Source organism: Azospirillum sp. OGB3 (genome assembly GCF_014192915.1).
In the GTDB taxonomy this organism is placed as follows: Bacteria; Pseudomonadota; Alphaproteobacteria; order Azospirillales; family Azospirillaceae; genus Azospirillum.
In genome coordinates this window covers 120609-132725 of the sequence record NZ_JACHYN010000010.1, presented here as the reverse complement: position 1 = coordinate 132725, position 12117 = coordinate 120609, and the positions used below count along the sequence as shown (strand labels likewise).

The following is a 12117-nucleotide window of genomic DNA, read 5'->3' as shown; positions in this document are numbered from 1 at the left end:
AGGTCGCATGGACCCATTGCACCGCTTCGACACTGCTTAGCATACAAGCAAATGCCGGGCGGCTAATCAATGCCCACCTAATAAGCAAGTGCAGTTTTTCGGACAAAAAAGGCGACTATGCACAAAGAAGCGTCAGGCGACCTTGTGCATCTCGTCGAGGAAAAGCTGCACCTCGCGGGTCAGGCGGTCGGCCTGGACGCTCATCCGCTCCGACGCGGCGAAGACCTCGTGTGCGGTGCCGCTGGTCCGTTCGGCGGCGGTGGTGACGTCCTGGATGTCCTCGGTGACGGCGCGGGTGCCGGCGGCGGCCTGATCCATGTTGCTGACGATCGAGCGGATCGCCGAGCCCTGCTGCCCGATGCCCGCGGCGATGCCGCCGGCGATCTGGTTGATGTCCTGGATGGTGTGGCCGATGCCGACGATGGAGGCGACCGCCACGTCGGTGGAGGACTGGATGCCGGCGATCTGCCCGGCGATGTCGCCGGTGGCCTTGGCGGTCTGGTCGGCCAGCCGCTTGACCTCCTGCGCCACCACGGCGAACCCCTTGCCCGCCTCGCCGGCCCGCGCCGCCTCGATGGTGGCGTTGAGCGCCAGCAGGTTGGTCTGGCTGGCGATGTCGTTGATGAGGGTCACCACCTCGCCCACCGTCTTGGCGGCCCCCGACAGTTCGGCGATCAGGGCGTTGGAGCGCTCGGCCTCGCCCGCCGCGTTGGCGGCGACCTTGGCGACCTCCTCCACCTGTCGGGCGATCTCGCGGATGGAGGCCGACAGCTCCTCGGTCGCCGCGGCGACGCTGCCGACCGAGGAGCCGGTCTGCGACGCGGCGGCGGCCACTGAGGACGCCTTGCCGGTGGCGGTCTGGGCGTCGGTCTCCATGGTGCGGGCCGACATCTCCAGTTGGTGGGCGGTGCCGGACACCTGCTCGCACACCGCGCGGATCTGCGTCTCGAAGCGGTCGGTGACCCCGGCGAAGCCCTTCACCTTGCCGGCGATGGCGTCGGTGGCGGTGTTGATGGTGCGCGACGCGTGCAGGAAATTGCCCTGCATGCCCTTCAGCACGATCCGCCGGAAATACTTGTTGGCCGACACGTAGCTCATCGAGGCGGTGGCCTCGCGGATGAAGGCGTCGGTGCGGTCGATCGAGTCGTTCAGGGCGTGCATCAGCTCGCCGAGGTCGCCCGTCTCCCGGACATTGACGACCCGCGCCTCGAAGTCGCCGCGCGACACCGCCTGGCAGACCGCCACCGCCTGCCCCACCGCGGCGCGGGCGCGCACCATGCACAGCATGACGCCGACCAGCGCGGCCAGCGCGGCGGCCCCGATCCCGATGCGCAGCGGCGCGCCGCCGACACCCAGCGAATCGGTCACCAACAGCGCTGTGACGAGCAGCGCGGCAACCGCCCCCAGGCCGAACGCCTTAGAGAGAGAAGACGAATTCGTCATACCCGATCCCCTTCTCGGTCAGCAGCCCGACAACGGTGGCGAAGGCCTCGTTCATGCCCTGCTTGCGGTCTTCGTGGCGGTTTTCAATGTCCAGGAGCGTGCGGTAGAGCGGCACCACCTTGTCGATGGCGCCGCGGTCCGGCACCCGGCGCGACGAGTGGTAGCCGACGAGCCGGCCGTTGACGTCGTAGCTGGGGGTGACATGGGCGAAGACCCAGTAATGGTCGCCGTTGCGCGCCCGGTTGACGACATAGGCGAAGATCTCCTGCCCCGCCCCCAGCGTGTCCCACAGCAGCTTGAACACGCAGCGCGGCATGTCCGGGTGGCGGACGATGGAATGCGGAGCGCCCATCAGCTCCGCCTCGCTGTAGCCGGCGACGCGCTGGAACACCCGGTTGGCGTAGGTGATTCGGCCCTTCAGGTCGGTCTTGGAAACGATGACCTCGTCGGCGTCGAAGAACCGCTCGACCCCGGTCAGCGTCCGGTCGCGGGGGCCGGGACTGAGAACAGCGCTGTGTGCCATGTGCCTGCGGTCGCGGGCCGAGAGCCCGGCGCCCCCTTATTGGTTCGCGGTCGGTTACAGGGCGTACATCTCCCCATCCGCGCGCTCCCGTCGGGCACTGGCGGACGCCGCAAAATAAAGACCATGCAGGTTATACAAAAGATTAAATTTGTTGCCGGACGGAAATATGATTCAGCTCAACCGTTCGCCCGGCATCGCTCAACCGTCGGCCGGACGCAAGATTGTGCCGCGCCTCACTCCGGCGGGTAGGGCACGGTCAGCAGGCGGCCGATGGGCGGGTTCTCGACGATGGCCGTCATGCCGTCCGGCCAGCGCACCTCCAGCCGCTCCACCGCGCGGGCGGCGCCCAGCCCGAAATGGGCCACCGGCTCCATCTGGCAGAGATAGCCCGACCCGGCGCAGACGGACCGCACCTGCCGCCGCCCGTTGGCCGTGCAGGTGACGACGGCGCCGCGGGCCGGCGCGCCGTAGTGGGTCAGCGGCAGCACGCGCAGCCACCCGTTGTGGTTGGCCGCCGTGCGGTAGAGCGACAGGGGCTGCGGCGATCCGCCGCCATGCCCGCCGCCCTCTCCATGGCCGTGGGCGACCAGCAGTTCCAGCCGCCCGTCGCCGTCGATGTCGGCGACCGCCGCCCCGGTCCCCAGCCCCTTGGGCTCCAGCGCGTCGCCGAGGTCGATAGCCTGCCAGCGGTCGTCGCGCCAGCCGAACAGGCGGTTGGGTTCGCCGTGCAGGTTGAAGAACAGCTCCTCGTAGCCGTCGTTGTCGAAATCGGCGGCGATCACGCTGGACACCCGGCCCGGAAAGGACATCTCGGGATCGGCCTCGTCCACGAAGCCGCCGCCGGAGCGCTGGACGAACAGGCGCTGCGGCCCCTCCCAGGCGCCGACCAGCAGCCCGAACCCGCCATAGCCCGGCCCGTCCACCGCGGTCACCGCCCGCCCGGCGAAGCGCGAATCGGCGACGCCCCGCTCTTCGGCGATCTCCTCGTAGGTGCCGTCGCCCAGGTTGCGGAACAGGAAGTTCGGTCCGCCCTCGTTGCAGGCGAAGAGGTCGACGCGGTCGGACAGGAACGGCATGGCGAGCAGCCCGCGCCCGGCACCGATCAGGTCGATGCCCGCGTCCTCCGCCGCGTCCTCCAGCCGCCCGCGCCGGCTCAGCTCGAACAGGCGGAAGGGGCCGCCGTCCGCCGCCACGACGAAGCCGTAGCGGCCATGGCCGTGCCGGTCCATGGCGATCACCGACCGCCCGGCGATGCGGTTCGCCATGCCGGCGTTCTCCGGCTGGGCCAGCAGGTCGAGCCAGTGCTTGCCGAAGCAGGCGAACAGCCGGTCGCCCATCTCCTTCGGGCCGCTCGCCCGGTCGGAGTTCAGGACGTACAGCTCCTCCCGCCCGTCGCCGTCCACGTCGGCGGCGGCGATGGCCACCGCGCAGCCCGAGGCGTCGGCCAGCAGAGGCCCGGCGATGTCCACCAGCCGGGAGCCGTCCCATTTGAGGATGAGGTTGTTGGTGGCGTAGCCCGTGACCACCAGTTCGAATGCCCCGTCACCGTCGACGTCGGTCACGGTGATGCCGTTGGACAGGCGCGGCTGGTTGCCGTCGATCAGCCGCGAGCATTCGAAGAACATCGGGCGCCACTCCCTCACTGCCGCGACGACGCCCGGGGAGGGTTTGACCCGCGAGGGCCGGTCCCTGACGGGCTCTCATCCGTTGATACCTCTTCGAACGGCTGAGGTAAACCCGCACGGAAGTCCAGCCCGGCAAGGAGCTGCGGCCTATGACCGCGCAGGCAGCGTTCCGGCGGGCATGAAAAATCCCGCCGCAGCGGGCCGGCTGCGGCGGGATTGGTCTCGGATCGCGCGACTCTCAGCGGCGCTTCTTGACCCCGCCGTTGGTCAGCGAGCCGCCGGCGGCCAGCTTGACCGCATCGGACTCGTCGCCGTCCTTGGCCGCCGCCGGACGGTTGCCGGCCACCGCCAGCTTGGCGCTTTCCTTCAGCGCCTTGGCGGCGGCCTCGCGGGCCGGCAGCTCGATGTTCAGCTCCAGCGTCGAGCAGTCGCCGCCGCGGTCCAGCTTCACCTCGACCTTGTTCTGGTCGATGTCGATGTACTTGGCGATGACCGCCAGCAGCTCCTGCTGGAGCATCGGCAGATAGTCCGGCCCCGTCCGCCCGGCGCGCTCGTGCGCCATGACGATCTGAAGACGTTCCTTGGCCTGGACCGCCGACGCGCGCGGGGCGGAGCGGAAAAAGCTGAAGATGCTCATGCGGACCTCCGGAGGAGGCGGCTGAACAGGCCCTTCTTCTGCGGCGTGACGAAGCGGTGCTCGACATCCTCGCCCAGGAAGCGGGAGACCGCGTCCAGATAGGCCTGGCCGGCGTTGGACGCCTCGTCGAGGATGACCGGCATGCCGACGTTGGAGGCGCGCAGCACGGCCTGGCTCTCCGGGATCACGCCGAGCAGCTGGATCGCCAGGATCTCCAGAACGTCGTCGACCTTCAGCATCTCGCCGCGCTCCACCCGCTCCGGGTCGTAGCGGGTGAGGAGAAGCTGCTGGGTCACCGGCTCCAGCCCCTGCTCCGCCCGGCGCGAGCGCGAGGCCAGCACGCCGAGGATGCGGTCGCTGTCGCGCACCGAGGAGACTTCCGGGTTGGTCACGATCACCGCGTGGTCGGCGAAGTACAGCGCCATCAGCGCGCCCCGCTCGATGCCCGCCGGGCTGTCGCAGACGATGTAGTCGAAGTCCTTGGACAGTTCGTTCAGGACCTTCTCCACGCCTTCGCGGGTCAGGGCGTCCTTGTCGCGGGTCTGCGAGGTCGGCAGGATCGACAGGTTGTCGATGCGCTTGTCCTTGATCAGCGCCTGGCTCAGCTTCGCTTCGCCGTTGATGACGTTGATGAAGTCGAACACCACGCGCCGCTCGCAGCCCATGATGAGGTCGAGGTTGCGCAGCCCGACGTCGAAATCGATGACGACCGTCTTGAAGCCGCGCAAGGCGAGTCCGGTCGCGAAAGCGGCGGAGGAGGTCGTCTTGCCGACGCCGCCCTTGCCGGAAGTCATGACGATGATCTTGCCCAACGGAGCTTCTCCCACGTTCCTAAATGTTGCCGCCAAGGTCCGGTTACCGGTTTACGCAGATCAGGGTCTGTGCCGGGCACGCTTTGCGTGACACCGTCCTCGCACAGAGGGCCGTTCGACCGAAAGCGCTCAAAAGCGTCATCACTGGGGCTCCATGTGAAGATAGCCGTCGCGCAGGAAGATCTGCACCGGCTTCTTCAGCACGTCGTTCCCGAAATCCTCGCTGACGCGGTACAGCCCGGCCACCGAGACGACCTCGGCCTCCAGGCTGTGACAGAAGATGCGCGCGTTGGTGTCGCCGGACACGCCGGCCAGCGCCCGGCCGCGCAGCGCGCCGTAGACGTGGATGTTGCCGTCGGCCACCACCTCCGCGCCGGGGGAGACCGGGGCGGTGATGACCAGATCCGTCTTCTCGGCGTAGATCTGCTGGCCGGAGCGCACCGGCTCGGTCACCAGCAGCGCCGGGCGGTAGACCGGCTCGGGCGGCGGGGCGGGAATCGGGGCGGCGCCGGCCTGCGGGTCGGCGGGGGGTGCGGTGGACTCCAGCTTGGCGGCGCGCCCGGCGGGCATCGGGGTCAGCCCGACGGCGAGCGCCCCCTCGTGGACCGCGCGCGGGCCGCCGCGGAAGCCGACCGGCAGCAGGTACAGCGCGCGCAGGTTGGTCACCAGGGCGGCGATGTCGAAGCGCGGGGTGTCCTCCGTCAGCTCCTCGAAATCGAGGACGACGGGGGCGTTGCGGAAGAAATTGGGCGCCTGCCGGACCTTCACGGCGAGTTGGGTGAAGAAGTCCGGCGAGGCCGGATCATTCACCTTCAGCACCATCATGGTGAAGGAATTGCCCCGCAACTGGAACGGACCGTCCCGATCGGCACCCTGCCTGGCGCTGCTCACCGCTGCCATCCTGCTTGTGTTCCTGCCGAATCCGTATCGTCCGCATGTCTGGGGCCATCGGCCAGGCACCAGGGCGGAAGGGTCAACCACCCGGGTTCTAGCGGCGCGGACCCCATCCGTTCAAGCCTTTCCCGGCGCCGATGGAGTGACAACCGCCGGACACACGCGCCATGGGCCGGAACAGGGCATCCCCGTCCGGGCTAGAGGTCCATGTGTTGCGTCAGCGGAAGGTCTCACCACAAAGTATGGTAATGGAACTGGATTCGCCGGGCAAAGGGTTTTGCAGGGATATGCCCTTTTCACGCTGCGGCATCTTTCCCTCGTCCCGACACCCGCAGAGATGGTCATGGGTCCGTCAGAACATCCCTGCGTCGCGATGCCGCCGGGTTCCCTCCGCCTCTGGCGGTAGTCCGTCGCCGCTGCGCCTCCCCCTGCGGCTCATCCACAACATCTTGTGTGAATCTTTTGCGATGCCCGCAATTCCGCCTGACCTTCGCCGCCGGGCGACCTATGTTTGTGATGTGAGGTTCCTAGTCTGACGAAGAGGTTCCGCTTGCACCCTGCTTCGTTCCCGAGCGTCCGAATGTCGCCGGCAGCCCATGACGGGCGCAGCCGACGGGACGCACGCCTCGCACCGGCAAGCCAGACTCCGGCCATCCTGTTGCACAGCAGCATCGACGACCTCCCCCTGCGGGAGGTTTTTTTGTGCCCGGAGCCGCCGCCCACCAACGTGACGTTAGGAGAGCGATATGGCCAAACGCCAGACCAAAGGCAGCGCCGTTTCAGCGTCCGAGTCGACGGTCCACCCACTGTTCCCCGCCGCCGGCTGGGACCCCGTGGGCGGCGCCGACCGCCGCGACCAGAGCTATCTCCGCAAGGTCAAGCCCCAGAGCCCCAACCAGAAGAGGCTGATGGAGGCGATCAAGGACCATAACCTCGTTGTGGCGCTCGGCCCCGCCGGCACCGGCAAGACCTACCTGGCGATCTCCTCCGCGGTGGAGGCGCTGGAGGAGGGCAAGGTCGACCGGATCGTGCTGTCCCGCCCGGCCATCGAGGCGGGCGAGAGCATCGGCTATCTGCCGGGCGACATGCACGAGAAGATGGCCCCGTTCCTGCGCCCGCTCTACGACGCGCTGAGCGAGCGGCTGGGCGCCAAGCGCCTGCGCGCTCTGATGGCCGACGGCACCATCGAGATCGCGCCGGTCGGTTTCATGCGCGGGCGCACCCTGAACAACGCCTTCGTTGTGATCGACGAGGCGCAGAACTGCACCTACGCCCAGATCAAGATGCTGCTGACCCGGCTGGGTTGGCATTCCACCATGGTCCTGACCGGCGACCCCGACCAGACGGACCTGCTGGACAACCTGTCGGGCCTGGCCGACATCGCGCGCCGGCTGGAGGCGGTGGAGGGCATCGCCGTCGTCCGGCTGAGCGACACCGACATCGTCCGCCACCCCCTGGTCGCCAGCATGCTGACCGTGCTCTGAAGCCGTCGGCAAACGAACGGCACCGACACGCACCCACCCTTTCCAATTCGCAACTGCGGGAGGCCTTCGGGCCTCCCCTTTCTTTTCCGGGGCGCTGCAATCTTTCTCTTCCAAACTTTTGGACGGCGACCCGCGACGTTTTCTCACCCTGGGTTGATGCGCCTTGACGACGATCAGGCCCCCGGAGCAAAAGTAACAAAAAATTTAGCAGAATTTCCGGACGGTCACCGCTTCGTCCGGGACCGGCGCCCTTGCGCCGGAAGACGAAGATTCCGGAGGAACGTCAGGTGTTCGAGCGCATCAGCATCAAGGGTAAGATCTCCGTCATCCTGGGCGTCGCGGCCGTCGGGCTCGCCCTGATCGCCGCCGTCAGCCTGTTCGGCCTGCGCGCCGAGATGATGAAGGACCGCCAGGACAAGACCCGCAGCGTGGTGGAGGTCGCGCACAGCCTCGTCGCCCATTACGAGGAGATGGAGCGCAAGGGCACGCTGACCCGCGACGCCGCCCAGGCGGCGGCCAAGGACGCGCTGCGCCGGCTGCGCTACGCCGGTTCGGAGTATTTCTTCGTCATCGACCGCGCGCAGCGCATGATCATGCACCCCATCCGTCCGGAGATGGACGGGCAGGACCAGTCGCGCTCCGCCGACCCGAACGGCAAGCTGCTGTTCGTCGAGATGACCCGCGTCGGCGTCGCGGCGGAGGGCGGCTTCGTCGACTATCTGTGGCCGAAGCCCGGCCAGGCGGAGCCGGTGCCGAAGATCTCCTACGTGCGCGGGTTCGAGCCTTGGGGCTGGCTGATCGGGTCGGGCATCTATGTGGACGACGTGGCCGCCGCCTTCCGCGAGGCCGCCCTGTTCCTCGGCGGGCTGGGGCTGCTGATCGCCCTGGCGGCGACGGGCATCGCCCTGCTGGTCAGCCGGGCCATCGTCCGGCCGCTGCACGCGATGACCGGGGTGATGCAGACGCTGGCCGGCGGCGACACGGCGGTGACGGTGTCCGGCACCCGGCGCGGCGACGAGATCGGCGTCATGGCTCGCACCCTGGAGATCTTCCGCAACAACCAGATCGACCTGCAGCGCCATTGGGAGCGCCAGCAGGTGGAGCACCGCGTGACCGGGCAGCGCGCCCGCGCCCTGGAGCGGCTGACGGAACGGTTCGACGCCACGGTCACCGCCATGGTCGGCGCGGTCGGTCGGGCGGTGCAGGCGCTGGAGAACACGGCGCGCTCGCTGTCCGACACCGCCGACCGCAACATGCGCGAGGCGGCGTCGGTCGCCGGGGCGTCGCAGCAGGCGTCGGTGAACGTGCAGACCGTCGCCGCCGCCGCCGAGGAGCTGAGCAGCGCCATCGCCGAGATCGGCACCCAGGTCGCCACCTCCTCGCACATCTCCATGCAGGCGGTGACCGCCTCCCGCCAGGCCAGCGACCGCATCGACGGGCTGGGCCACGCCGCGCAGAAGATCAACGAGGTCGCCGACCTCATCACCAGCATCGCCAACCAGACCAACCTGCTGGCGCTGAACGCCACCATCGAGGCCGCGCGGGCCGGCGAGATGGGCAAGGGCTTCGCCGTGGTGGCGGGCGAGGTGAAAAATCTCGCCGGCCAGACCGCCAAGGCGACGGAGGAGATCGCCGCCCAGATCGGCGAGGTGCAGCAGGCCTCGCAGGGCGCCGTCACCGCCATCCGCGAGATCGCCGGGATCATCGCCCGCAGCGACGAGATCGGCACCTCCATCGCCGCCGCGGTCCAGCAGCAGGGCGCGGCGACCGGCGAGATCGCCCGCAGCGCGGGAGAGGCCGCGCAGGGGACGCGGCAGGTCTCCACCAGCATCGACGAGGTGTCCTCCTCGGCCCTGGAGACGGAAAAGGCCGCCAACGGCCTGCTCGACGCCGCGGAAAGCCTCGCGCAACAGGCCGGGTCCCTGCGCGCCCTGGTCGACGCCTTCCTGGTCAATGTGGCGGCGATCAACAGCGCGGAACTGGCCACCCTCTTCGCCCCCGCCGGGGAGGAGGTCTTCATGCCCTGGAACGACACGCTGGCCGTCGGGCAGGAGGACATCGACAACGACCACATGATCCTGGTCGCGCTGATCAACCGGGCGGCCCGGCGCATCCGGGGCGGCGAAGTGCCGCAGGCCATCGGATCGGCCATCGACCAGCTCGTCGCCTACACTGTTCTGCATTTCGAGGAGGAAGAGCGGGTGATGCAGCGTTCGGGCTATCCCGATTTCGTGCAGCACAAGGCTCAGCACGACGCCCTGCGCAAGCGCGTGGCCGAGCTGAAGCAGCGCTTCGCGGCCGGGGAGGCGCGGGTCGGCGACGATCTGCTGGCCCTCTTCCGCGACTGGCTGACCGGCCACATCCAGCGCTTCGACAAGCGGATCGGACATCATCTGGCCCACCCGGGTGAACCGGCGCGCAAGGCGGCGTGAACAACCGGACACACGGCCGCATTCCCGATGGACATGATCATCGATGCTCTGGTCGAGGGAGTCGCCTGGTTGATGGCCAAGGCCACGGTCGACTTCGTCGTCTGGAAGCCCCGCCTGGCCTGGCTGTTCCTCGCCCTGGTGCCGGGCGGCATCGCCGCCGCCGCGGTCTACGCCGCCACCGGCAGGTTGAGCGGCACCGCGCTCGCGCTGATCGCGCTGGCGGCGGCCCCCGCGGCGCTGGCGCTGCGCTGGGCGGCGGGGCGCCTCTGGTGACGGCCGGGCGCCGCCGGCTTGGGCAGATTGTCCTCTTGACCTGGACCGTGCGCCGCCCCATTCCAGTCGGTCATGAAAGCCCGACTCATCCGCATCGCCGCCGCCTCCGCCGTGGGGCTCGTGATCGCCGCCGGCATCGCCTGGTGGCAGGTCCAGAACGCCTCCAGCACGGTGCAGAGCAGCGTGCCCATCGGCGGCCCCTTCACGCTGACCGACCAGGACGGCAGGACGGTCACCGACGCCGACTACCGCGGCAAGTATCTGCTGATCTATTTCGGCTATACCTACTGCCCCGACGTCTGCCCGACGGAGCTGGGCACGATGGCGCGCGTCATGGATCTGCTGGGCGTGCAGGCGGACAAGGTGCAGCCGATGTTCATCTCCGTCGATCCGGAGCGCGACACGGTGGCGCATCTAAAGGACTATGTCGGGCTGTTCCACCCCAATCTGGTCGGGCTGACCGGCACGCCGGAGCAGGTCAAGGCGGCGGCCAAGGCCTACCGGGTCTATTACGCCAAGGCGCCGCAGGAAGGCGGAAAACCGGAGGATTACTTGATGGATCACTCCAGTTTTCTTTACCTGATGGGCCCCGACGGGCGCTTCCTCGGGGTGTATCCGGCCGGCACCACCGCCGACCGCGTGGCCCAGGATCTGGGCAGCCGTATTGCCGGCTGACGGAAAACACGGGCTGAACCGTGCCCATTGACCCGGTAATACCAAGGTTTCAGCGCGGTTTCGTTGGGTTTTCAAGCACTTGTATTAAGGGTTTTGCGACTTGACAGGGTTGTGCCCTGTCCGTATGGTCTCGCCGCTTTCGCGTGGCTGCGAGACAACGGGGACAACGAAGCGACATGAGCGACGAAAAGCCCCCGCCGTCTCTGGCAGAGCTTGACGCCCGACTGAAGAAGGCGCGTGAAGGGAAGGAATCGCAGAGCGGTCCGGGGAAATATCACCGGCTGCCGCAGAGTCCTCTCGGCATCGCCTTTCGAATCGGGACCGAGCTGGTCGCTGCCATGATCGTTGGCGTCGGTGGCGGGCTCCTGCTCGACCGCTGGCTCGGAACGGCGCCCTGGGGATTGATCGTCATGTTCTTCCTCGGCGCGGCGGCCGGAATTCTGAATGTCTACCGGGCCATCACCGGGCTCGGATTAGCCCCCGGCTACCGCCGGGCCCGTGAGGATGACAACGAGCGTCCCAACGGCGACGCACACTGAGCGAGGACGACCTTGGATCCGCTGCACCAGTTCCAGATCAACCCGATCCTCCAGATCGTGATCGCCGGGTATGACGTGTCCTTCACGAACTCGGCCTTCTTCATGGTCGTGGCGGTCGCGCTGATCTACGCGCTGCTCGTCTTCGGCATGTCTGGCCGTGCCCTGGTTCCGGGCCGCCTGCAGTCCCTGGCCGAGATCTTCTACGAATTCGTCGCGAACATGGTTCGGGACAACGCCGGGCACGACGCCCGCCCCTACTTCCCGTTCGTCTTCGCGATCTTCATGTTCGTGCTGTTCGGCAACCTCGTCGGCATGATCCCCTTCACCTTCACCTTCACCAGCCACATCATCGTGACCTTCACGCTGGCGGCGACGGTGTTCGTGTTCGTGACCGTCCTGGCCCTGATGAAGCACGGCCTGCATTTCTTCAGCTTCTTCATGCCGCACGGCGCGCCGCTGGCGCTCGCCCCGATCCTCATCCCGATCGAGGTGATCTCCTACCTGATGCGCCCCGTCAGCCTGTCGATCCGACTGTTCGCCAACATGATGGCCGGTCACACCATGCTGAAGGTGTTCGCGGGCTTCACGGTCATGATGATCAGCGGTCTGGGCGCCGTCGGCTTCCTCGCCGGCCTCGTCCCGCTGGCCATCAACATCGCGCTGACCGGCTTCGAGTTCCTGGTCGCGTTCCTGCAAGCCTACGTCTTCTCGATCCTGACCTGCCTGTACATCCGCGACGCTCTGGAACTGCACTGAGCACCAGCGCCGACCCGGATCACC

At 68.0% G+C, this 12117-nt stretch carries 11 protein-coding genes and 1 pseudogene; 6 read left to right on the top strand and 6 right to left on the bottom strand.

All coding sequences use genetic code 11. The annotated features are described in order from the left end of the window. Nucleotides 1–132: 132 nt before the first annotated feature. The 6 genes and pseudogenes from FHW79_RS19805 to minC all read right to left on the bottom strand — a co-directional run bounded on the left by FHW79_RS19805 (nt 133) and on the right by minC (nt 5940). Nucleotides 133–1443: a methyl-accepting chemotaxis protein gene (locus tag FHW79_RS19805; RefSeq protein WP_183180532.1), complete on the bottom strand. Its 1311-nt coding sequence runs from the start codon at nt 1441–1443 to the stop codon at nt 133–135. After that, nucleotides 1418–1966 carry a PAS domain-containing protein gene (locus FHW79_RS19800; RefSeq protein WP_094305923.1) on the bottom strand — a complete coding sequence of 183 codons (549 nt, stop codon included), beginning with the start codon at nt 1964–1966 and terminating at the stop codon, nt 1418–1420. The genes FHW79_RS19805 and FHW79_RS19800 overlap by 26 nt, the downstream gene beginning before the upstream one ends. A gap of 233 nt (nt 1967–2199) precedes the next feature. Then, nucleotides 2200–3591, bottom strand: a complete 1392-nt coding sequence (locus FHW79_RS19795; RefSeq protein ID WP_183180531.1) for a CRTAC1 family protein — start codon at nt 3589–3591, stop codon at nt 2200–2202. 388 nt (nt 3592–3979) lie between these two features. Further along, nucleotides 3980–4228 (bottom strand): annotated as a pseudogene (gene minE / locus FHW79_RS33550) (cell division topological specificity factor MinE); the annotation flags it as partial. Beyond that, nucleotides 4225–5040 (bottom strand): septum site-determining protein MinD, encoded by an 816-nt coding sequence (minD, locus tag FHW79_RS19785; protein ID WP_035672130.1) that lies wholly within the window; start codon nt 5038–5040, stop codon nt 4225–4227. The gene minD and the pseudogene minE, both read right to left, overlap by 4 nt. Nucleotides 5041–5181: 141 nt before the next feature. Beyond that, the gene (gene minC, locus FHW79_RS19780; RefSeq protein WP_211108396.1) at nt 5182–5940 is read right to left on the bottom strand and encodes a septum site-determining protein MinC; all 759 of its coding nucleotides are present in this window, start codon (nt 5938–5940) and stop codon (nt 5182–5184) included. A gap of 740 nt (nt 5941–6680) precedes the next feature. On the opposite strand from minC, the gene FHW79_RS19775 reads away from it, so the two are divergent. From FHW79_RS19775 to FHW79_RS19750, 6 genes are all read left to right on the top strand, one after another. Next, nucleotides 6681–7418, top strand: a complete 738-nt coding sequence (locus FHW79_RS19775; protein ID WP_137140118.1) for a PhoH family protein — start codon at nt 6681–6683, stop codon at nt 7416–7418. A 251-nt stretch (nt 7419–7669) separates the two neighbouring features. After that, nucleotides 7670–9850: a bacteriohemerythrin gene (locus FHW79_RS19770; RefSeq protein ID WP_211108395.1), complete on the top strand. Its 2181-nt coding sequence runs from the start codon at nt 7670–7672 to the stop codon at nt 9848–9850. A 27-nt stretch (nt 9851–9877) separates the two neighbouring features. Continuing rightward, nucleotides 9878–10123: a hypothetical protein gene (locus FHW79_RS19765; protein WP_183180528.1), complete on the top strand. Its 246-nt coding sequence runs from the start codon at nt 9878–9880 to the stop codon at nt 10121–10123. Nucleotides 10124–10195: 72 nt separating this feature from the next. Continuing rightward, nucleotides 10196–10798 carry an SCO family protein gene (locus tag FHW79_RS19760; protein WP_183180527.1) on the top strand — a complete coding sequence of 201 codons (603 nt, stop codon included), beginning with the start codon at nt 10196–10198 and terminating at the stop codon, nt 10796–10798. A 176-nt stretch (nt 10799–10974) separates the two neighbouring features. Then, nucleotides 10975–11337: an AtpZ/AtpI family protein gene (locus FHW79_RS19755; RefSeq protein WP_014239729.1), complete on the top strand. Its 363-nt coding sequence runs from the start codon at nt 10975–10977 to the stop codon at nt 11335–11337. Between the two features lie 12 nt (nt 11338–11349). Then, complete coding sequence (locus FHW79_RS19750; protein WP_035672105.1) at nt 11350–12093, top strand: F0F1 ATP synthase subunit A; 744 nt, start codon at nt 11350–11352, stop codon at nt 12091–12093. The last annotated feature ends 24 nt before the right edge of the window (nt 12094–12117 follow it).

Bases quoted from the DNA above. Each gene is read 5' to 3' on its own strand.
- FHW79_RS19805 (WP_183180532.1), bottom strand. From the start codon at position 1,443: ATGACGAATTCGTCTTCTCTCTCTAAGGCGTTCGGCCTGGGGGCGGTT.
- FHW79_RS19800 (WP_094305923.1), bottom strand. From the start codon at position 1,966: ATGGCACACAGCGCTGTTCTCAGTCCCGGCCCCCGCGACCGGACGCTG.
- FHW79_RS19795 (WP_183180531.1), bottom strand. From the start codon at position 3,591: ATGTTCTTCGAATGCTCGCGGCTGATCGACGGCAACCAGCCGCGCCTG.
- minC (WP_211108396.1), bottom strand. From the start codon at position 5,940: ATGGCAGCGGTGAGCAGCGCCAGGCAGGGTGCCGATCGGGACGGTCCG.
- FHW79_RS19775 (WP_137140118.1), top strand. From the start codon at position 6,681: ATGGCCAAACGCCAGACCAAAGGCAGCGCCGTTTCAGCGTCCGAGTCG.
- FHW79_RS19765 (WP_183180528.1), top strand. From the start codon at position 9,878: ATGGACATGATCATCGATGCTCTGGTCGAGGGAGTCGCCTGGTTGATG.
- FHW79_RS19760 (WP_183180527.1), top strand. From the start codon at position 10,196: ATGAAAGCCCGACTCATCCGCATCGCCGCCGCCTCCGCCGTGGGGCTC.
- FHW79_RS19755 (WP_014239729.1), top strand. From the start codon at position 10,975: ATGAGCGACGAAAAGCCCCCGCCGTCTCTGGCAGAGCTTGACGCCCGA.